Below are 21,028 nucleotides of genomic sequence, written 5' to 3'. Positions count from 1 at the left end.
CGAGTTCTCTTGACTGCCTGTAGCTTCTCCGATGATGGCGACAAGGGGTCGTGTATGGAAGCCGATCTGCGGTACCGCAACGGTGGTAACCCGCCTCTCCTCGATCTGATCGACATACCGGCGGGTAAGGCGCTGGACTGTGGGTGCGGAGCCGGGGACAACGCGCGGCTGCTGAGGGCCCGGGGCTGGCGGGTGACGGGGGTGACGATTGATCCGTCCGAGCGGGCCGCCGCCGCGGCCGAGTGCGACCACGTCGAACTTGCCGATCTGAGCGCCGGGCTGCCCTTCGTCCCCGACGGGAGTCACCAGCTCGTGCTGCTTTCCCACATCCTCGAGCACCTGGCGGATCCGGTGCCGTTGCTCGTCGAGGCCCGGCGGGCGCTGGCACCCGGCGGCCGGGTCCTGGTAGCGCTGCCGAACGTGCTGCACTACCGGCAGCGCGCGCTGTTCCTGCGGGGTCGGTTCGAGTACACCGAGACCGGTCTCATGGACGCTACCCACCTGCGATTTTACACCGTCGACTCGGCACGGCGGCTGTTGGAGGACAACGGCCTGCGCATCGTCGCCACCGCCACCACCGGTGGTCTGCCGTGGTGGCGCACCCGTGAGCTGCTCCCCGGGGACCTGGTGCGGCGGTGGGATCGCCGCGTGCTGGACCGGTGGCCGAACATGTTCGCCTGGCAGGCGCTGTTCCTCGCGGCGCCACAGGCGACGCGCCGGACCGGCGCCCCCGGCGTTGCCGTGATGCGGCAACGGTCCGCGCCTGGTGGCCGGCCCGGCTACGGCCAGCTTGTCCAGTGAGCGGCGCGCGGCTCGTCGTCACGTGCCTCTCCCGGCGGGGGAAGCATCGAGAGACCGTCCAGCAGGCCGTGGAGGACGAGGGCCGAGGTTCGGGTACCGTGCCCGAGGAGCATGTCCAGGGCGACGGCGCGGGGTAGCACGACGACCGCCGTCGCCAGGGCGATCAAGGCGGCCCGGGCCCGCCATCCGCGGACCCGGGCGAACCAGAGCCGGTTGCGCACCCCGTAATAGGCGTCGCCACGCCGGGGGACGGTCGTGCTCCCGATGTGCCGTGCACGGTGCGGACTGACCACGACGCTCCATCCGGCTTCCCGGACGCGGTAACAGAAGTCGACATCCTCGAACCCGAGGTAGTAACGGCCGTCCAGGGGGATCCGCCGCAGGCAGTCCGCCTTGACGAACATGATCGTGCCTGCGACCCAGTCGGCCTCCAGGGGTCGGTCGCCGGGGGGGCGCCGGGCCTTCGGTGCCGCCAGGACCGGACTCAGCCGCGCCGGGCCCGAGCGCCGACCGTCGTCGTCGACCAGGGTGGGAGCGACCACGCCGATATTCGTCCCGGCCAGCAGCTCCAGGCAGGCGCGCAGCGCCGGGTCCGGGATCCTGACGTGGTTGCCGATCAGGAGATAGGCCTGCGCGGCGGGGTAGCCGTGGCTGGCGAGCCGGAAGCCTCCGCCGAGACCGAGGTCGCGGGGCGGCAGGATCCAGGCGACCGAGGCCGGCAGGTGGTCGGGTCGGTCCGACCGGTCGTTCGCGACCACCGCCACTTGGGCGATGACGGGGCTGCCGTCGAGCCACCTCGCAAGCTCCACGGTCGGCCGGTGTGGACCCCAGTGGACGATCACCGCCACGGTCTTAATCGGACCCCCTGCGTCGCTCGGGTAGAGCATCCGGTCCGGCGGGCGACGAGCCTCCACAGCTCGGAATGAGTACCGAGGGTAACAGGAATGCCTCTGCATGTAACGGTGAGTGAGATGCGGGATGCTGGCGTGACCCGCCGACGATACTGCGTGCTCCATGATTCGGTCCAAATCATTCACCGGCCATGGTGGGAGGCGCCCCCGCCAGCGTCCTGCGCCGGGGTCCGGACATATGACGGGGACCGCCATGCCCGGTGAGCTGGAGAATGTCGTGGTTTCCGGATATCGGACCGCATATGGAGCACTGTTTAGTCGTCTCGATGAGTTGAAGGTTGGGGATCCCCTCCCCGTCGAGGTGCGAGACCGTTACTACACGTATCGCGCCGCCGAATCTGAGGTGGTAGCCCCGACTCGGTTCGACGTCGCCTGTCCGGTGTCCGGGGAACTTGGTGAGGTGCCGGGCAAGGAGCTGATTACTGTAGGCTCTCCGCCCCTGACGGGGGATTTCCCGGAATGGACACGGTGTGGTCCCGGGTGGCAACGGTTTGGATTTCGCCGGTGCCCTTCATGGTGATTAGTATCCCCGGCGGTTGGCCAACGACGGTGTCGGCGGCCACGGGCCGAGCCGATGCCGGTGGAAAGTCGGGCATCGGATACCCTGCGAACTGGCGCACGTTACGCTCGGATAGCGCGGGGATAAACCAGACGCGTGATGCCGGCGGTGGTGGCGCCGTGGGCGGCCATCCTCGACCGGCTGCGGCGGCTTGCTCAAGGACGCAGCTCGCTCAAGGACATTGCGGGATCGGCTTCGGGGGAATTCGATGAATGGGCGGGATCGGATACGGCGTGGCTCGACGATCCGGCACGGCGGTGCGGGCCGCCCGTCGGGTGGCCACCGGTGGTTGCGCCACGAGGTCGGGGCGGGGACGGCTGTCCCCGGGAGCACGCGGACCGGCGATGTCGGTCCGCGTGCTCGCCCAAGTCATGGATGCGTTGCGGGTGGAGCGACGATGGTCCGGTCAGTGCTGTTCCGGTCAGTGTTGTTCCAGTCAATGCTGCCCCGGTCGATGCTGGTCCGGCCGCTCTCGGGGGTCGCCGCCCTGATGGGGGGTGCGCTCGGTCTGTTTCTGGGACTGCTCTGTCTCATCGGCGGATGGGGCGGGCCCGTGCCGTCGCCGGTCGCGTTGTCGTGCGTGGTGCTCGCGGCCGCGGCGTTGTCGATCGCGGTGGCGGTCCGGCCGGGTCCGAACGGTCTGGCCGATGCGAACGGTCTGGCCGGTCCAGCCGGTCCAGCCGGTCCGGACATCCGGTCGTGGGATCCCCGGGGAGGCGTTGGCCGTGCGTGGCCGTGGCGCGGCGTGGTGGACGAGCTGACCGGGCTGCCGGGCCGACGGTACTTCCTCGACGTCGCCAGCCGTTGTCTCGCGGGCGGTGAGCACCGGGCGCGCGGCGCAACGTCCGTGTCGGTGCTGCTCATCGATCTCGATCGGATGCGCGATGTCAACGGGGCGCTCGGGCATGAGTATGGGGACCGCCTGCTCGCCACGGTGGGTCGCCGGCTGCGCGGGGCGCTGCCCGGATCGGATCTGCTCGCCCGGGTGGACGGCAACGCGTTCGCTGTGCTGTTGCGCGGCGCTGACGTGGCCCGGGCCGAACAGGTCGCTCGGCGGTTGCGGGAGGTGCTGGAACTGCCCGTTCCGCTCGCGGGAACTCCGGTGCGGCCCGAGGCGAGCGTGGGGATCGCCCATGCCCCCGAGCACGGCCGTGGCGCGCTGGAGCTCTTTCGTCATGCAGAGGAGGCGATGTACCTGGCGAAGGGGGGCCGTCACGGGCAGACCGTCTACGCCCGCGATCATCCACCGATCAACCGGGCCCGCCTGCTGCTGCGGGCCGAGGTGCGTCATGCGCTGGACTCCGGCCAGATCGAACTGAGTTACCAGCCCAAGGCGGATCTGCGCAGTGGTCGGATCAGCGGTGTGGAAGCCCTCGTCCGCTGGCGTCATCCGGTCGACGGCGTGCGGCCGCCCGACGCCTTCCTGGCGGAGATCGAACGCGCCGGGTTGATGCCGAAGCTCACCGTGCAGGTCCTTGACCAGGCCCTGGCCGACTGCGCGCGCTGGCACGGCCGGGGTGCCCCGCTCGCGGTATCGGTGAACGTCCCCGCGTCGGTCATCGTCGACTGCGCCTTCGTCGGCGTGGTGCGGGCCGCGCTCGCCCGGCACCGGCTCCCGCCCTCGGCGCTCGTCATCGAGGTCACCGAGGACTCCCTCATCGTGGCGCGGGAGCTGGCACAGGGAACCCTGGCGGGGCTGCGCCGGTTCGGTGTGCGGGTCAGCCTGGACGACTACGGCACCGGGTTCTGTTCGCTGTCGTACCTGCGCGAACTGCCGGCCGACGAGGTGAAGCTGGACCGGACCTTCCTGCGTGACCTCGACCGCGATCCGGCCGCGGCCGAGATCGTGCGGTCCACGGTCTCCCTGGCGCATGCGCTGCGGTTACGGATTGTCGCCGAGGGGGTCGAAACGCAGCGTTCCTGGGCCTCTCTCGCCGCCTGGCAGTGTGACGAGGTCCAGGGATACTTCGTGTCACGTCCGATGGCCGGGGAACGAGTTGTCGGCTGGTTGCGGGAATGGGGCAGCCGGCTTGCCGTCCATCCCGGGACCGCGCCGCGCGCCGTGGCGGGACCGGTCGACACCTGCGCGGCACAGTCCCCGGTCTCCCCGATCGTGGCACCGGCGGTCGAGGCCGTCGTGGCCACGCGTCCGTCGGCGGCGGGACCGGCAGCCCGGCGGGCGGTCGGGCGCCGGGCTGCCGGCCGACCTTGCGGCCTCCTGATGGCGGTCGACGGCGTGGCGGTCGCACCGGGCCCGTGATGGCGGTCCGATTCGGGGGTCCGGGCGCCGCCGGCACCAGGACCGTGACGTCCCTGATCCCGGGGATCAGGGTTCGGGCCCATCCCCGCCGGCTGCGGCGTCCAGCCGTAGCGTGAGCGCGGCGACGGCGGCGATCTGCCCTGCGTCCTCGCCCGGGGCGCCGGCCACGATGCCCTCGCAGATGTCGCGGTACATGGCCGGGTAGCTGTCGAGCCGGTTGACTCGCCGCCGCAGGATGCGGGACCCGGCCTCCGCGGTGTACTGCGAACCGTCGACGATGGTGGCCGTCACACCGTTCGCGCGCAGCTGGGACTGTTCCCGCAGACCGTGCCGGCTGCCCCCGGCACTGGTCAGCACGAGCGAGAGGACCGCGTCGTTCTCCAGCTCGACGTACACCGTGAAGGTGTCCGTGCGGGAGCGGGCCACCGTGCTCCGGCGGACCGGCGCGAAGTCGTTGAGCCAGAGGAAGTGGTCGATCCAGTGGCAGCCGTTACTGACCAGCCGGGTGCGTGAGGACGGCCAGCGGTACCAGTGCCGGCGGGGAAGCGGTTCCTCGTACACCACGGCACTGTAGATCAGCGGCTCGTTGCCGTCGGCTAGGCGCAGGTCGGAGCGTAGCCAGGCGTTCATCGGGCTGTGGCGTCGCTGGAAGCAGGCGAACAGGCGCCCGCCGGCGTGAAGGAGTTTCACCAGCCGGTCGAGATCGTCCTCTGTGGTGACAACGGGCTTCTCGACGACGGCCACTGAGCCGAGCCGCAGCGCCTCCCGGGCCAGCGGCGCGTGCGTGTGGTGGTAGCCCGCGATGAGGACGACGTCGGCCTGCTCCCCGTCCCGGAGCAGCGCCGCGGTGTCCCAGGAACATCGGTCCGGTCGCCGGGCGCCCAGCTGGACGGGGTCGATCTCATGCACACCGACGAGGTCGAGGTGATCACGGACGTGCGGGACGATTTGTGTCTTGGCATAGTGTCCCAACCCGAACAGGACAGCGGTGGGTCGTCCGGACGTGGGCGGCGGGCCATGGCGCGGGGTACTCTCCGTGATCGGACTGATCCCGGCGAGTGGGCGATCCCCGGGTCGGGCCCCGGTCCACTCGGTTGCGAGCCAGGCGACGAGACGGTCGACGGCACCGGGATCCACCGGTGCTCCCGACATCGGAGACCAGCCGATGAGCGTGTCGTCCACGACCGGCAACGCGGTCGCCGGCCGGGCCCGGTAGACGATCGCGGATCGCGGTGGTGGCGGATCGGGGCTGACGAAGCCGAGTGGGTCGGCGGGAGCGGGAGCGCCGGTGGGGCCGGGCGGCCCGACCGGGCGGACGAGGTCCTGATGCAGGACGACGCGTTCCATGCACGCCGGGTGGCAGGGGGCGACGAAAGCGACGGTCGTTCCCGTCCGCGAAGCCGCCCCACCAGCGGGTGGGACGGCTTCGACCAGGGTGCCCAGGCCCACGCCGAAGTAACGCTGGTTGCGGTCGCGTTCCCGCAGCCGGCTGGCCGTTTTGCGGGCGACCGCGCGGATGCCGAACTCGCGGGTGTAGGCGGCGAGGGCCCGGCCGCTGCCCGCCCTGACGAAGAACTGACCGTCCACGGGAAACAGCGTCACCCAGGTGTCCGGGCGGATCCGGCAGTGGCCGGGCAGGGGGGTCTCGTCGAGGAAGCCGGCCAGCCACCGGTTCCCGATCAGGATGTTCATCCCGGTGCCGGGGTCCGGTCGACCGGGACATCCGCGAGGCCTGCCGGGCCTGCCGGGTCTACGAGGCCTGCCGGGCCTGCGGGGTCCGTAGGCGCGGCCGCCAGTGGCTCGTGACACGCCTCCGCCAGCAGGGCCATCGGCCGTGACAACGTCTCTTCGATCATCCGCGCGCAGTTCTCGAACGCCTCCCGACCGCCGTCGAGGGGGTCGGCCAGGTCGTCGAGGGCGGCCGGTAGCGCGCGGCCGGCGGCCCGGATCCGCCAGGCCGTGGCGGCGAGGTACTCCCCGGCCACCCGTGCCCCGCCCGGGGGGATGTCGGCGGGGCGGACTCCGGAGGTCAACCGTCCGAACTCGCGCAGGGTGAAGGTACGGCGCATGGCCCGCGGCACAAGGCCCACCACCGTCGAGCGGTGTGCGCGGGTCGCGCACAGCACCAGATCGCTGGCCTGGACCAGGTCCGCTGTCAGCAACCTTGCCCGGAAGCCGGACGGGTCGAGCCCTCGCGATGCCAGGATCGCCGCGGCCTGGGGATACATCGCCTCACCTGCCCGGGCGCATACTCCCGCGCTGCTCACCAGAAGATCCCCGGCGGGGCCGGGTGGATGCCATCCCTCGGACGAGGGCTCGTTACCCCCGGTCCCGCCGGATGCCGGCGCGCCGGCCGCGCCGAGGCCGATCCGGTCCAGCGCGGCGCTGAACCGGGCGGCGGCGAGATGCTCGGCCAGGGGCGAGCGGCAGACGTTGCCGGTACACACCATCAGTACCGCCCACGGTCGTTGCCGCACTGCCACTCCTTCCTCCGCCATCCCTTCCTCCTCTCTCCGCCGGGGCCGGCGGACTGCGGACCAGCTCAGCGTGACCGCTAGGGCTCGTTCCGGCGCCAGTAGACGCAGGTCCAGTCGACTTCGATGATCGGCTCGGTCACCCCGTGGGCGGCCCGGTAGTCCTCGACCGCCGCCCGGCAGCCGGGAACGGCTCCATAGTCGTCGACGATGCAGAAGCCGCCGTCGGAGAGCTTCGGGTAAAGCGCCATCAGCGCGTCGGTGGTGCTCTCGTACATGTCGCCGTCGAGGCGCAGGACCGCGAGGCGCTCGATGGGCGCGGTGGGCAGGGTGTCCCGGAACCAGCCGCGCAGGAAGCGGACCTGATCGTCGAGCAGGCCGTAGCGGCGGAAGTTGTCCCGCACCTGCTCGAGGGACACCGACAGCTCCGCGTACTCGTGGTGGCGGTCGCCGGTGTCGGCGGCGTAGCGCCCCGGATTGGGCGCGGGCAGGCCGGCGAACGAGTCGGCGACCCAGACCGTGCGGTCGGGGACGCCGTAGGCGGCGAGCACCCCGCGCATGAGGATGCACGCGCCGCCCCGCCAGACCCCGGTCTCGATGAGGTCGCCTGGGACGCCGTCGACGATGACTCGTTCGGTGCACTCCTGGAGGTTGCGCATCCGGTGGTCGCCGGTCATCGTGAGCGCCAGCCGCGGCCAGTCCCGGCCGTCGGTCCGGGCGCCCGGTGCGCTCCTCTTGACGATTTCCATTCCCTGGCTGCGGAAGGCTCGTACCAGCATCCTCTTCGCGCCGGTGCGCGGCTCCCACGCACCGTCGTCCCAACCATCCCAGAGAGAGCAGGTCAGCGTCGTGCGAAGCAGATCGAGATACCGCACCGAGGTATCGGAAAGGTCGTGACGGGCGACGGTCGGGTCGTGCGGGGCAAGGGTCGGCGTCGTGGTCATCATGGCTCCTGATGAGAGGGGTGAGCGCGGAAAGGGGATGGGGCCGGGGGCCGTCGGGCTCCGTTCGCTATTGGGTGAGGTGCCGTCCAGGGGGGCGCTGCTGGGTGAGGTGGCGTCCGGGGGGGCGCTGCTGGGCGAGGCGCCTGCCGCGCGGGCGAGCAGGCGGGTACTGGCCAGGTGCAGCAACACGGCCGAGGCGGTGTAGGTGATCCCCGACACCGCGGCCACGATCGGCAGGCGGCCGTCGTGCAGCGCCGCCGCGAGCCCGAGCACGGTCGACAGCGCGACCGGGACCTGGATGGCAAGCACCGTGCGGGCGGCACGGAACCCGAGCAGTACATGGGTGAGCAGGTAATCGACGGACTGCGGGATGGTCGCCAGCACGAGGACCTGGGCGGCCGGGGCGGCGGGGGCGAACCGCGTGCCGTAGACGATGCGGATGGCCGTCGGCGTGACGAGGGTGATCGCACCCGCCACTACGGCGGCGAGGGCGACGGTGGCGATGACCGCGCGGCGCACCACCCGGGCCCGCTGCCGGGGATCGACCAGGGTACGGAGCCGGCTGAACATCACCATGCCGGTTGCCTGGCAGACGGTCGTGCAGGCGCCGGCGAGGGCGACGGCGACGGCGTAGAAGGCCACCTGCTCGGCGGCCAGGAAGGTGGCGACGAGCAGCATGTCCAGCTTGTAGATGACCTGAGCCCCGACGACGGTGCCGTAGGCCCCCAGGGCGGACCGCATGAAACGGCGCCGGGGCAGCAGGCGTCCCGGCCGCGCGAGCGCGGGAAGGCCGCCGAGCACCGCCACGTGGTACCCGAGTGGGGGTAGCAGGGCCGTCACGCCGAGGGCCAGCATCCACGATCCTGGATCGCGGACTCCGCTGCCGGCGAGCGCGGCGAACGCGGCCAGTGTCGCCGCCGCCGGTAGCAGCCGGACGAGCTGGAACTCGCCGGTCATCCGACCGCGGCGCTGCGCGAGCCCGGCGGCGTTGGAGGCGGCCACGGCCGCGGCGGTGAAGCAGGTCGCGCCCAGCACGGCGACGGTGTCCCAGGCGGGTCCCCGCCCGGCTCCCGCGCCGCCCGAACGGCCCGGGCCCACAGTGATCAGCGCCGGCACCACGGTGAACAGCACCGCGGCGAGCAGCGCCGACGCGACGGTCTGGGTGAGCAGCGGGCCGAGCAGCGCGCGGTCCTCACCGTCATCGGTGACCAGCGTCTGGGAGACACCCAGGGCGAACACCATCGCGAGCATGCCCGCCCAGGTCTGCAGCGCGACGAACTCGCCGCGGGCCACTGGCCCCAGGGCGCGGGCGGCCAGGACGCCGGTCGCGGTCCCGACGACCAGCGTGCCCGCGTTGCCGGCGAGTACGGCGACGGTGGAGCGGGGAAGCCGGCTCGCGAGCGGCCCGGTCATGACGGCCCGGCGATTCGGCTGACGGCTCTGGTCATCCGCGCCGAGCGGTGTCGCGCACATGGGCAACGGCGCGCAGGAAGCCGTCCACTGACGCGGCGAGCTCGATGTCGCCGATCACCTTCTCCGACTCCTGGGCCATCCTGGCCAGGACGTCGGGGCGCGCGCGCAGCTCCCCGAGGATCCGTGCGAGCGCGTCCACATCGCCGACCGGGTGAACCCGGCCGTTGCGGCCGGGACGGACATCGTCGGTCGGGCCGGTGGAGCCCACCCGGTCGCTGACCACCACCGGCAGGCCGCAGAGCACCGCCTCCTTGACCGCCAGCGGGTGCGGGTCCCGCTCGGCGGGGTGCAGGTAGAGGTCGCTGGCCGCGTACAGGCGGGGGAGCCGTTCCTGGTCGGCGAATCCGACCATCCGCAACGCGCCGCCGAGCTCGGCGGCCACCGCGTCGAGAGCGGGGCGCAACACTCCGTCCCCAGCCATGATCACGATGATTTCCCGGTCGACCGGACCCCGGGGGGCGCGGGTGAGGACGCGCAGCGCGTCCGCGATGTCGAGGGGGCGCTTCCGAGAGATCATCTTTCCGGCGAACAGGGCGACAAGGGCGTCCGGGGCGATACCCAGCTCGGCGCGAATCGCCGTTCGATGCTTCTCCCGATGAGCCAGTACGGCCCGCAGCACCGTCTCATCGGTGGGATACGGCGTGCGGAACATGCGGGTGGCGGGGACTCCATAGTGGGCCAGGTACGCCTCGTTGTTGTCGCCGATCGTGAGGAATGCACTCACTGAACGCATCAGGTGGGGCAGCGTGAGCCGTTTGACGGCGCGGACGGCGGGGGTTCGCTGGCCGAGGAGTTCGCTGTCACTGATCATGAGGGCGGGTACGCCCCGTCGCCGGCACCAGGCGAGCGCCGCGAGGGAATGGGCGTACCGGTATCCGTAGACGAGCACGCAGGCGGGGCGCAGCCGGTCCAGGGCCGCCCAGGTCCGGGTAACCATCTGCCGGCTGGCGTCGGGCTGCCGCCAGCCCGGGCGCAGCGGCAGGTCCGCGATGAACTCGTGGTGATAACCGGTGACGATGTCCGATTTCCACTGCACGTCGAGGCCGAAATCCGCGTCGAAGTAGCGTTCCAGACCCGATCGGGACAGGAAGAGCACCCGAAGATCCACCTCGTGTTCGGTCAACGCCCGGTACAGCGGCGCGAAATGCTGAATCGCGTGCGATACGACGACTGCCACCGTCGTCGACCTGTGGACGGAGGTCATGAGCCGGCTGTTCCTCCTCGCAATGACCGCTGATCGGACCGGGTGGGCCGTGCGCCAGTACGAATCGATCCGACTCTGTCACTCAAAGTATTAATCGAGCAACTGTCTGTAGATGCGTGTCGCGTGTCGCGTGTCGTAGGCCGCGGATCGCGGGTGCCGGGGTGCCGAGAACCGGTGGGGCCCGGGTGGCGGTGGGTGGCGGTTGCGGCGTCATCGGGTGGAGACACGCGGGTTCCCCGCCGTGGTAGCCCTCCTTCTATCACTGTCAGTGATAGAAGGAGGGCTGTCTGAGGGGCGCGCAGTGTCGTTGTCGACCGATAGCGGAACGTGACGCCCATGGCCCGGCTTTCCTTACTCACGGGTGGTGGTTGGAGTGACCAGGCGGGTCGTCGTCGCCGGCGGGGCCGGCTTCCTTGGAAGCCATCTCTGTGACCGCCTGCTGGCTCGGGGCGCCGAGGTGATCTGCGTCGACAACTTCCTCACCGGCCGGCCGGACAACATCGACCATCTTCGGAGGCATGGCGGGTTCCGCTTGCTGCGGCGGGACGTGACCGAGCCGATCGACGTCACTGGTCCGGTCGACGCCGTGCTGAACTTCGCCTCCCCCGCGTCCCCGGTGGACTATCGGGCCCTGCCCTTGGAGACCCTGTTGGTCGGTGCGTCGGGTACCGCGAACCTGCTGGATCTGGCATATCGCAAGAACGCCCGGTTCCTCTTGGCCTCCACCTCGGAGGTCTATGGCGACCCCCGGGTCCACCCCCAGCCGGAGGAGTACTGGGGCCACGTCAATCCGATCGGTCCGAGGAGCATGTACGACGAGGCCAAGCGCTTCGCTGAGGCGTTGACCGCCGCCCACCGCGCCACCCACGGCACGTCCACCGGGATCATCCGGATCTTCAACACCTATGGGCCGAGGATGCGCGCCGACGACGGGCGCGCCATCCCGACCTTCATTGCGCAGGCCCTGCGTGGCCAGGCCGTCACCGTTGCGGGCGAGGGTCGCCAGACTCGGTCGCTGTGCTACGTCGACGATCTGGTGGAGGGGGTCGTGCGCATGCTGGACAGCGACCTTCCTGGTCCGGTGAATCTCGGCAGCCCCCAGGAGATGACGATCATTGATGCGGCGCGGCTCGTCGTGGAGGTGTGCGGGGCTGACGTCCCGATCACCTTCGTTCCGCGGCCGCAGGACGATCCCACCGTGCGCTGCCCCGACATCACGCTGGCGCGGGAGGCGCTCGGGTGGCGACCCCTGGTGGACGTACGGGACGGGCTTGCCCGCACCGTGGCCTGGTTCCACGGACGTGTCGAGCGGCCGCGGTCCCCGTGGGTGGTGCCCTGTCAGGAGCCACCGGCGGGCTCGGACGTGCTTGGCGGTGACCGCGACGGGTTCACCGTGCGGAGTGGCGGACCGGGGGGTGGCGGACCGGGGCTGGCGGTCAAGGTGGGCGAGGGCGACGCGGCGGATTCGTGACCTCAATCCATTGCTCTTTGTAAGAGGTCGGCTACTTTAAGCATGTGACCCGGGATGGCTCTGGAAACCTCGCGACGATCCCCGGGCGTCGTGCCGGTCCGCTGCGCTGGCGGCTGGCGGGACGTCTGGCCGCGGTCCTTCCCGACCTGCGCGGTCGTGGCTGGCTGACCCGATGGGTACAGGGCTCTGCGAACGCCTACAGCGGTCCCCGCTATCGGCCACCGGCGCTCGCGCCGGTGTTCGACGCGGTTCTGCGCCCCGGTGACTGTTGCTATGACGTCGCTGCTGGCCTCGGGCTCTACACCCTGTGGGCGGCCGGGGTGGTGGGAGCGGCCGGCGAGGTGCATGCCTTCGAGGAAGCACCGCGCACCGGGGCGACGCTCGCGGCCCTGGTCGAGCGCAACCGGCTCTCGGGTGTCCACCTGTCTACCGCCGCGGTGGGCGCCGTGCCCATCCCGGGCGCGACGACCATCACCCTCGATGCCTACGCCGCGCGGCACCGACCGCCTGACCTGGTCAGGATCGGTGGTGAGGCCGAGGGCCTCGACGTGCTGCGCGGCGCCGGTGAGCTCCTACGGGCGCATCGGCCGGCTCTCCTGCTGGCGATGCCGCCCCGCCTCGCCCGCCGCGGCGGAGACCGTCCCGGCGAGAACGGCCACCGCGGCGAACGGGATCGGCGGGCTGCCGGGGACCATCCCGGTGAGCTGGTCTCGCTGCTGGCCGCCGCCGGCTACCGGATCCTCAATCTGAGCCGGCGCGGGCTGACCGGGCAGGGCGTCTTCTCGCCGAACGTGCTCGCGCTCCACGACGGCTGGGAGCGTTTCGAACAGGTCGCCGTCACCCTGCGGCGCACGCCGCTGCCCCGCGACCAGACGGCGTGAGGTTCGGGCATGCCTGATCTTCTCTGCTGGCGGGCTCTCTGCTGGCGGACGTCCCGGGCCGCCTGCCCGCTCGCGGGATGTCCGCGGCGCCACTCGGGCACGCCTACCGGCGACGCCTCGCCGATCCCCTCGGGTGCGCCGTGGTGATAGCCCCGGCCGTGCCGGGTGGGAGGGTTGCCTACGCCGCCCGCCGCCCGCCGCTGCTGTGGCTGATGATCGTGATGGTCAGCGTGGCGCCGTGGTTCGTCGAGGCGTTCCGGATGCCGTCCGAGTCCGACCGGGTGGTCCTGCGCTCGGTGGCGTTCACGTTCGAATGCCTCGCTGTGCTGCTCCTGGTCGGTGCGCGAGCGGGACGTGGTTACGGGCTGGGCTTGTTCCGTCTCGGCCCCTGGTACCTGCTGTGGACCGGGATGTCGTTCGGACTGGTGTCACTGGTCTGGCGCACCCCCCAGCTGGACACCCCGCAGATCCATCTCGACGGCGTGCTGCGGGCACTCGCATTGGCGAGCCTCGCCCTGCCGCTGTGGACCTGCGGATACCTGCTCGGCCCGGGCCGGATGGTGACGCGCGCGGCCACCCGGTTTGCCGCCGCGGCGGCGCCCGGGACCGGTACCCGGCTGCGCGGCCGGAACGTGCCGTGGATCCTGTGCGGGATCTCGGTGGCGGCCAGGGTCCTGCAGATCCTCCTGGGCCAGTATGCCTACCTGGGCGACGCGTCCCAGAAGGTCTCCGAGGCGAGTGCCTACGCCCAGCCGCTCACCCTGCTCGGCGGCCTCGGGATGTCCGCCCTCCTCATCGCCGCCGTCGATCTGGCCCGGGGCGGGGGGCGTCGGCGGGCCTTCGTCGCCCTGCTGTCCATCGAGATCCTCTTCGCCGTCGCCAGCGGGATGAAGGGGGTGTTCGCGACCAGCGTGTGGGGGGTGCTAATCGCGTTCTCCGTCGCCAGCGGCCGGCTTCCAATGCGGTGGATCGCCGCGGCCGCCGCCGTCTTCGTCCTCGTGCTGATTCCCTACAACGCCTCCTATCGGGCCCAGGTACGCAGCCAGAGCCACACCCTGGACGCCCAGTCGGCGGTGTCCATGGCGCCGACCGTGCTGGGCCAGACGCTGTCCGGGGACGCCCCCGCGGGGGAAGGCCCCGCGGAGTCACCGCTGGAGTACCTGACCTCGCGGATGCGGGGCATCGACAGTCTGGCCATCGTCGTCCAGCTGTCTCCCGACATCGTTCCCTACCGGGACATCAACGAGCTGTTCCTGGCTCCCGTCCTGACCGCCGTGCCCCGGGCGGTCTGGCCCGACAAACCGATCAGGGCCACCGGCTACGAGTTCAAACAGCAGTACCTCTCGGGGAACGCCCGGATCTACTCCGCGGCCGCCGTCTCCCCCCAGACCGACCTCTATCTGCACGGGGGCCTGCTTCCCCTGCTGGTCGGCATGGCACTGCTGGGCGCCGGTTTCCGGCTGATCGACGAGGCGTGGGACCCGGCGAAGGATCTGCGCTACATCGTGATCTTCGTTCCGCTCTTCCTCCAACTGGTCAACTCCGAGAGCAGCGTGGGGGACCTCCTCGCGGCGTTGCCCATCCAGCTGGCCGTGCTGTTCCTGACGGCACGTTTCGCCTACGGCGGTGCCCGGCCCGTAACGAAGGGAAAAGATCCTACTCATGGACGCCAGTGATGTTCTTTACCGAACCAAGATCTCGATCGCCGGTGTCCTGACGTCCCCGGCGGTGGGGACAGTCATCGCGGCGGCCACCCGCAACCGGGTCCCCAACCACGGGCTGCGTTTCGACGTGGCTGACCGCGACTTCACCCCGCAGGCGCGGGCGGCGCTGTTCTGGCGGCTGTACGAAGGGGCCGAGATTCGGATGATCCGCCGTCATCTCACGACCTCGGGCACCGTCGTGGAACTCGGTGCGAGTCTGGGCATCACCAGCGCGCATATCGCCTCGCGGCTGGCCCCCGGCTCGCGGCTGGTGTGCGTGGAGGCAAACCCTCACCTCATCGAGGGCCTCACGCGACGCCTGGCCGCGTACGCCGGGCACATCACCCTGGACGTGGAGAACAGGGCGATCACGCAGGCCGTGGGCCCGGTGGCGTTCGCCCTCGTCGGGAACAACCTCGGTTCCCGGTTGTGGGACGACGCGTCGCGGCGGACCGTCACCATTCCGGCGGCCACGCTTCGGGACCTGCTGGTACGCAGGAGGATCGCGGAATTCGACCTCGTCAGCGACATCGAGGGTGCGGAGGCGTCGTTTCTGTTGGGGGATCCGGGCGCGCTGGACCGGTGCCGTCGAGCGGTGTTCGAGATGCACGACACGACCTTCGAGGGACGGCCCGTCACCGCGGCGGACCTGCTCGACGCCGCGCGTGGACTGGGCTTCCAGGTGGTCGACCGCCACGGGGTGGTGGTCACGCTCAGCCGGGACGGGTGAGCTCCCCCGTGCCGGCCGCCTTCTCCCGCCGGTCGGTTCCCCCCGCGGGGTCCGGTGGACCGATCGGCCGGTCCCGGGCCGGGCGAGGACGCGGGACGGAGCGGGCCTCGCGCGTCCACGTACTCCACCGGGACGCCCGGGGTTCCCCGGGCAGGGTCTGGTCGATGTCGGGGATGCGGGCGAGACCGTCCACGACGCCGCGCAGGCCGCAGTGGACGCGGACGATTCCGCGCCGGCGCACCAGCTCGGACACGGCGACCCGGGGCAGCACCGCCAGGAGCAGCCAGGCGGTCACCAGCGCCACCTGCCGCGGGCGGCCGTGGAGGCGGGCGAACCACAGCCGGTTGCGCACCGTGTAGTAGGTGTAGCCGTTGCTGGGTACCGTCCCACCACCGGTGTGCCAGGCCTGGGCCGGACTGACGAGGACACGCCACCCGGCCGCCTGAGCGCGGTGGCAGAGATCCACGTCCTCGTAGTACAGGAAGTACCGAACGGCCATCGGCACCTGCCGATGACACTCGGCCTTGATAAAGGTGATCGCGCCGGTGACCCACGGCACGTCATCGGCGTGGTCCGTGGGGGTCCGGCGGGCGCGCGGCACGGTGAAGACGCGGGTGAGTCCGGCGAAGCCCGGATGCAGACCGTCGGCGTTGACCAGAGTGGGTCCGACGATGCCCACGTCCGGGCGGGACAGCAGTTCCAGACAGGCGTCGACGGTGGCCGGCACGAGCTGGACGTCATTGTTGAGCAGGAGATAGCAGTCGGTGGCCGGATAGGCGTCACACGCGTGCCGGAAGCCGCCGCCGAAACCGAGGTTGCCGGGGGGGACGAGCCAGGCCGTCTCCTCCCCGAGGCCGTCGGGCCGTCCTCGCAGATCGTTCGCCACCACGACGACCTCGCTGATCCGAGGTATCGCCGCCAGTTGCGCGGCCAGATCCATCGTCGGCGCGGTCGGCCCCCAGTGGACGATGACCGCCGTGGTCCTCATGCGCGCACCAGGGGCTCGGGAACCTGCCCGGACGCGGGTCGCGCGGTGGCGGGCGGGACGTCCGGCACGGCCAACGTGGACCAGGGTGCCGCCGTCAGGAATCGCCGAGCCGGCGGCGGAACCTCCGCGTCGACGATGCGGTACCCGTGCCCGCGCAGCAGGTCGCCGACGGCCTCGGCGTTGCGTCCGGTGACCTCGCAGATCACGGTCGGGCGGATGTCGCCCAGAAGCCGGCGCCCACCGCTGAGGACCGCGTGCTCGGCCCCCTCCACGTCGATTTTCACGACGTCCGGTGCCGGGAAATGGGAGAGCAGGCCGTCCAGGGTAAAGGTCGGCACGAGCTGCGCCGCGCGGGTGCCGCCGGTCTGGCTGCTGCCGAATCCGTCCAGATGGCTGGTCGCGCGGTTGCGACTCGCGATGTGGAACGTGCTGATCCCCGGGGCCGCGCCGACCGCGGCGGGCAGGATCTTCACCGTGGCACGGCCATCGGTGGCCGATGATCCGCCGCGGCGTGGTGACCGTGTCTGCGACCGGCGCAACATCCCGACCAGCCAGGTGTCGGGCTCGACCGCGACGACCGTGCCGGACGACGTCGCGGCGGACGCGGCGGCGAAGGCGAACAGTCCCACGTTCGCGCCGATGTCCCAGACCACGTGGCCGGGGCGCACGACCTCGCCGACCAGGTCGGTCAGGACCGGATCGACGGCGGCGAGACTGGGGCGCAGATACTTCAGACCCGCCTCGGAAGAGACGTAGATGCGCGTCGCCTGGAAGGGCGGCGGCAGGCGGCGGGCCACCACCAGATGGTGGGTGAGCCGTTCCGCGAAAGGGCGTAGGGCGGACAGGGTCGGCACGGTGTTCTCCTGTCGGGCAGTTTGTTCGGTTTCGTGGTGATGCGGTGTGACCGGGGTGGGTCAGGTCCGGGTGTGCGTCAGAGGCGGGCGGGCGACGATTCCGTGTCGCCGGAGCGCAGGTTGCCGGAGCGGACCTCGTGGACGACCGTGGTGCGTACCGCGACAGGCAGCTCGGTATCGATCACGTACGCGGCGGTGTACGCCGGCACCGTACGGCTCCATCCGACCGCCCGGCGGGTGGAGCGCACCACCCACCGCCCCGGTCCGCCGGCCCGCAGGACCAGCCGTCCCTGGGACGTGCTCACCGTGAGCGCCTCCGTGGCCCCGCTCCGGGTGGCCCCGCTCCGGGTGGCCGCGTTCCGGCTGGTCCCGCTCGAAGTGGTCCCGCTCGAAGCGGTACTGGTTTGCCTGGTATCGACCGCCGCGGCGGTGACGGACACCCCGGGGGCGAAGTGGAACAGCACCTCGACGTGGTGGCGGCCCTCCCCGGTGATCCGATCGTCGACGGACAACCCGCTCGGGTCGAGTCGCCACGTCCGCCAGTGCACGGGTCGCCCCGGAAGGTGGCGGTAGCCATCATGGCCGGCGGCCAACGTCGCCACGTTCTCGTGGTGGCGCATCGTGACAAGAGTGGGACGGGCCCGGCGGCCCGCCCGGAACGCGCCCCAGACCTCGGTCGAGTCGGCGTGATCGACGATGACGGTCGAGTGGGCGGCGGTACCACGTTCGGCGTCCCGGTCCGGTCCGGGGGCGTAGGTCGAGGTCCCGGTATCCACCAGGAGCGGCCGGCCGTCGTGCCAGAGCAGAAACGCGAGGGTGTCGGCGTGGGCGTGGGCCGGAAGGTCCTCGGGACAGGGCAGGCCCACGTCGGCGAGCAGATGCCACGGTCCCGCCGTCAGCACGGCGAGACCGCTGTCGACCAGCAGAAGGCCGCCGGTCTGGTCAGATGCGGGCGTCCGCGGACGGTGCGCGGTCCCCACGGTCGGCTGCGGCGTCGAGGTCGGCATCTCGGCCGGGCGCGGTGCCGGGATTGGGATCGGACCCGGACTCGGACCCTGGACGGAGATCGGCGTCGATCTCACCGGAGCCGGGAGAAGCAGCCGCAGGGCCTCGGCGGGCACCGCGAATCCGTCGTTGAGCGTGGGAACCATACCGTCCGGTCCGAGCACGGCCGTCAGCCAGGCCCGCATCCTGCCGGCCGCGTCGAGCAGTGCGCCGGGCACCGCGTGGCCCGCCGCGGTGAGCAGCCCGGCGACGTCGTCGAGGTCGGCCAGCACCTGACAGTGATAGGTAGGGGAGCGTTCGTAGTGTCCACCGTCGCTGAGGACCTGCCGATCGAGCTCGCGCAGCAGCGCGTCGACCCATCGTCGGCGGCCGCGGGCGTCGTCATCGGCGACCGCCAGCCCGATCAGTGCCTTGTAGTTCTTCAGCAGGTGGTTCCCGCCGACGTCGGTCTCCAGATGAGTGCGCAGGAAGGACCGGCAGACGCCGAGGTCGGCGAGGACCGCCATCTCGGCGGGCGTTCCCCGCGCGAGCCGGGGCCACAAGGCACACAGCGTCCAGGCCCGGAGCGACACGACATAGGGCGACCAGGCAACCGGATCGCCTAGGGCCACCGAGGTCCGCCAGGCCAGATACAGCCGGGCGAACATCGCCGGCCCCTGAACAGCCTCGGTGGTGAATGCCCATGCCCAGTCCCAGTAGTGCAGATGGTAGCGCCACAGCAGCGGAGCGTCGGCCTGCCTCCAGTCCCATCGGGCTGGGGCCGCGGCGGCGCCGGCCCCCGTGGGGGTGGCGGTCGTGGGGGTGGGGGGCGTGGGGGTGCCGGTCGCGGGGGTGCTGGAGTCCGGGGGACATAGATCGCGGGAGTGGCCGAGCAGGGTGAGGCGGCCCGCGACGATCTCGTCGAACATCGGCCGAGCCGGCGGGCATCTGCCGTCGAATGGCAGGAACCCGATCGGCCAGGATTCCGCTGGCGGCCTGCCGCGCAGCAGCATCTCGCCCAGGCCCGGGTGGCGGCTCAGGATGGCCCGTTGCCCGCGCAGCCGGACACGGGCGCCGAGCTGGACCGGTCGCAGCCCCGCGGTGGTGCGCAGGTAGCGACCGAGCGGAACCGACGCGGTCACCGGTGAACAGACCGGGTCAGTGCGCCGATCGTGAGCTCGTACCAGGCGTAGTAGAGACAGAACAGCAGCCCTTGCCGCCCGTCCCGCCATCCGCTCCGCAGCAGGTACATGTAGCAGAAGAGGACCGCCGGCTTGGCCGGAACCAGCGGGAAGATCACGTCCCTCGCGATGGTCCGCGTGAGCGGTCGGGTTGACCCGGTGGGCCGGCGCACCTCCTCGCGGACCCGCGCCAACCGCTCCCGGGCAGCGGGCTGCGTCACGCGGCGCGCCGCCTCCAGCTCGGCGTAGCGCACGTGCTTGCGCAGCCAGGCGGCGAGTCCTTTGTGGTCCTCGTCGATCAGGTCGGCGGACAGCCGTCCGACCTCACCGGTGACCACGGCCCGTTCGCTGTAGGTGACGGCGTCGTCGAAGTACGCCACCCGCCGATCGAGCAGCCGCGCCTGCCAGCTGTTCGCATACCACCCGCAGTGCGCGATCCAGCGGCCTTCGAACACCAACCGGCGTCGTTGGCTGTAGGCCGCGCAGTCCGCCGTCCCCAGCCGGGCGGCGATCTCGGCGGCGAGCGCGGTGGATACCCATTCGTCGCTGTCGAGGAAGTACACCCAGTCGTGGGCGATCCCCGGGTGGGTCATCGCCCACTGCCGCTGGCCGGCGAACCCACGCCAAGGCTCGTGCCAGACAGTTGCACCGATGGCGCGGGCCAGATCCGCGGTGCCGTCGGTGGAACCCGAGTCCACGACGACGACCTGTCGACACCAACCGACGGACCTGATCGCCCGGACGATGTTCGGTGCCTCGTTGTGGGCGAGGATGATTGCGGTGAGGGGAACCGATCCCGGCGCCGGCTGTGGCTGTGCCGATCCGGCGGGGGAGGGACCGGCGGCACCGGCTGGGCCGGTGGTACCGGCGGTGTCATAGGGGGTCGGCCAGTTCGCTCGGCGTGGGGTTCGCGTCGCTGCCGGTTCTGGTGCTGCCGGTTCTGGCGTTACCGGTTCTGGTGCTGCCGTTGGTGCCGCTGGTGCCGCGGGGAACGATGGGCCCTGGCGCGGCGGGATTCGGTGGGTCTGCGTCGTCATGGTGAGCTCTCTCCTGCATCGAGCAACCAGTCGAAGTAACGCGTCGGATCGAAGGGATTTCCCGTCTCGGGCCGTGGCGTGAACGTGAGCGCCGTGCGCAGCGCCACGGCGAGGTCATCCGCCGACTCCCGGGAGTACGGCACCAGAACCGGGCCGGCCACCTCGCGGTTGTGCGAGGTGTCGCGGGCGATGACGGGTATCCCGGCGAGCCGTGCCTCGGCGAGCGGGTAGCCGAAGGACTCCATCGTCGTCGGCTGCAGCAACGCGCCGGCATCGCGTTGGTGGGCCCGCAGCTCGGCCAGCGTCAGCCGGCCCACGAACCGCAGCGTCCGACAGTGGGACAAGCCATGTTCGTGGGCCTCGCGATCGGTCGCGGTGACCATGATCGCGAGGTGGGCTCCGATCTCCTCCTGAAGCCGGGTCGCGGCGGCATCGACCATGCGGAGCAGGCGCCCCATCGGTTTGAACGGCGCGAACAACACGGGACACAGAAACCGGCCCGGCGTACGGGCCCGGGGAGGGGTCGAATCGGGGGACAGCGGATGGGGCCGGACCACCAGCCTGGCGGACAGG

Annotated in this window: 17 protein-coding genes; 7 read left to right on the top strand and 10 right to left on the bottom strand. The window is 71.3% G+C overall.

Going from position 1 to position 21,028, the window contains the following annotated elements; genetic code table 11:
• Positions 1-54: 54 nt before the first annotated feature.
• Positions 55-801 carry a class I SAM-dependent methyltransferase gene (locus AC08OQ_RS00425; protein WP_462186686.1) on the top strand — a complete coding sequence of 249 codons (747 nt, stop codon included), beginning with the start codon at positions 55-57 and terminating at the stop codon, positions 799-801.
• On the opposite strand, the gene AC08OQ_RS00420 is transcribed toward AC08OQ_RS00425, so the two are convergent.
• On the bottom strand, positions 780-1,658 hold the full coding sequence (locus tag AC08OQ_RS00420; RefSeq protein ID WP_462186697.1) for a glycosyltransferase family 2 protein: 879 nt from the start codon (positions 1,656-1,658) through the stop codon (positions 780-782). The two genes, AC08OQ_RS00425 and AC08OQ_RS00420, sit on opposite strands and share 22 nt — an antisense overlap.
• A 157-nt stretch (positions 1,659-1,815) precedes the next feature.
• Between AC08OQ_RS00420 and AC08OQ_RS00415 the strand changes: the two genes are divergently transcribed.
• Positions 1,816-2,232, top strand: a complete 417-nt coding sequence (locus AC08OQ_RS00415; RefSeq protein WP_476598569.1) for a class E sortase — start codon at positions 1,816-1,818, stop codon at positions 2,230-2,232.
• 436 nt (positions 2,233-2,668) lie between these two features.
• Positions 2,669-4,531 carry a putative bifunctional diguanylate cyclase/phosphodiesterase gene (locus AC08OQ_RS00410; RefSeq protein ID WP_476611859.1) on the top strand — a complete coding sequence of 621 codons (1,863 nt, stop codon included), beginning with the start codon at positions 2,669-2,671 and terminating at the stop codon, positions 4,529-4,531.
• A gap of 66 nt (positions 4,532-4,597) precedes the next feature.
• On the opposite strand, the gene AC08OQ_RS00405 is transcribed toward AC08OQ_RS00410, so the two are convergent.
• The 4 genes from AC08OQ_RS00405 to AC08OQ_RS00390 form a co-directional block, all read right to left on the bottom strand.
• Positions 4,598-6,223 carry a Gfo/Idh/MocA family oxidoreductase gene (locus tag AC08OQ_RS00405; protein ID WP_476598565.1) on the bottom strand — a complete coding sequence of 542 codons (1,626 nt, stop codon included), beginning with the start codon at positions 6,221-6,223 and terminating at the stop codon, positions 4,598-4,600.
• Positions 6,220-7,029: an arsenate reductase/protein-tyrosine-phosphatase family protein gene (locus tag AC08OQ_RS00400; protein ID WP_476598563.1), complete on the bottom strand. Its 810-nt coding sequence runs from the start codon at positions 7,027-7,029 to the stop codon at positions 6,220-6,222. The genes AC08OQ_RS00405 and AC08OQ_RS00400 overlap by 4 nt, the downstream gene beginning before the upstream one ends.
• Positions 7,030-7,085: 56 nt before the next feature.
• Positions 7,086-7,949, bottom strand: a complete 864-nt coding sequence (locus tag AC08OQ_RS00395; protein ID WP_476598594.1) for a TylF/MycF family methyltransferase — start codon at positions 7,947-7,949, stop codon at positions 7,086-7,088.
• A gap of 1,444 nt (positions 7,950-9,393) precedes the next feature.
• Positions 9,394-10,599, bottom strand: a complete 1,206-nt coding sequence (locus AC08OQ_RS00390) for a glycosyltransferase family 4 protein (RefSeq protein WP_476598561.1) — start codon at positions 10,597-10,599, stop codon at positions 9,394-9,396.
• 400 nt (positions 10,600-10,999) lie between these two features.
• Here AC08OQ_RS00390 and AC08OQ_RS00385 point away from each other — a divergent pair, with 400 nt between their 5' ends.
• The 4 genes from AC08OQ_RS00385 to AC08OQ_RS00370 all read left to right on the top strand — a co-directional run bounded on the left by AC08OQ_RS00385 (position 11,000) and on the right by AC08OQ_RS00370 (position 15,411).
• Positions 11,000-12,097, top strand: coding sequence for a UDP-glucuronic acid decarboxylase family protein (locus AC08OQ_RS00385; RefSeq protein ID WP_462186693.1), 1,098 nt, complete (start codon positions 11,000-11,002; stop codon positions 12,095-12,097).
• Positions 12,098-12,141: 44 nt separating this feature from the next.
• Positions 12,142-12,978, top strand: coding sequence for a class I SAM-dependent methyltransferase (locus AC08OQ_RS00380; RefSeq protein WP_476598559.1), 837 nt, complete (start codon positions 12,142-12,144; stop codon positions 12,976-12,978).
• A 77-nt stretch (positions 12,979-13,055) separates the two neighbouring features.
• On the top strand, positions 13,056-14,654 hold the full coding sequence (locus AC08OQ_RS00375; protein ID WP_476598558.1) for a hypothetical protein: 1,599 nt from the start codon (positions 13,056-13,058) through the stop codon (positions 14,652-14,654).
• Positions 14,641-15,411: an FkbM family methyltransferase gene (locus tag AC08OQ_RS00370; RefSeq protein ID WP_462187905.1), complete on the top strand. Its 771-nt coding sequence runs from the start codon at positions 14,641-14,643 to the stop codon at positions 15,409-15,411. Before AC08OQ_RS00375 ends, AC08OQ_RS00370 begins: the two co-directional genes overlap by 14 nt.
• Here the strand turns inward: AC08OQ_RS00370 and AC08OQ_RS00365 are convergent.
• The 5 genes from AC08OQ_RS00365 to AC08OQ_RS00345 all read right to left on the bottom strand — a co-directional run.
• Positions 15,395-16,399: a glycosyltransferase gene (locus AC08OQ_RS00365; protein WP_476602320.1), complete on the bottom strand. Its 1,005-nt coding sequence runs from the start codon at positions 16,397-16,399 to the stop codon at positions 15,395-15,397. The two genes, AC08OQ_RS00370 and AC08OQ_RS00365, sit on opposite strands and share 17 nt — an antisense overlap.
• On the bottom strand, positions 16,396-17,253 hold the full coding sequence (locus AC08OQ_RS00360) for an FkbM family methyltransferase (RefSeq protein WP_462187903.1): 858 nt from the start codon (positions 17,251-17,253) through the stop codon (positions 16,396-16,398). The genes AC08OQ_RS00365 and AC08OQ_RS00360 overlap by 4 nt, the downstream gene beginning before the upstream one ends.
• A gap of 77 nt (positions 17,254-17,330) precedes the next feature.
• Positions 17,331-19,379 carry a heparinase II/III domain-containing protein gene (locus tag AC08OQ_RS00355; protein WP_476604101.1) on the bottom strand — a complete coding sequence of 683 codons (2,049 nt, stop codon included), beginning with the start codon at positions 19,377-19,379 and terminating at the stop codon, positions 17,331-17,333.
• Positions 19,376-20,455 carry a glycosyltransferase family 2 protein gene (locus AC08OQ_RS00350; RefSeq protein WP_476593338.1) on the bottom strand — a complete coding sequence of 360 codons (1,080 nt, stop codon included), beginning with the start codon at positions 20,453-20,455 and terminating at the stop codon, positions 19,376-19,378. Before AC08OQ_RS00350 ends, AC08OQ_RS00355 begins: the two co-directional genes overlap by 4 nt.
• Positions 20,452-21,028, bottom strand: a 577-nt coding sequence (locus AC08OQ_RS00345; protein ID WP_476611858.1) for a glycosyltransferase, incomplete at its 5' end; no start/stop codon positions are given. The genes AC08OQ_RS00350 and AC08OQ_RS00345, both read right to left, overlap by 4 nt.

It is taken from the genome of Frankia sp. CcCS3, assembly GCF_977927575.1.
This window is presented reverse-complemented; position numbering and strand designations above follow the sequence as displayed.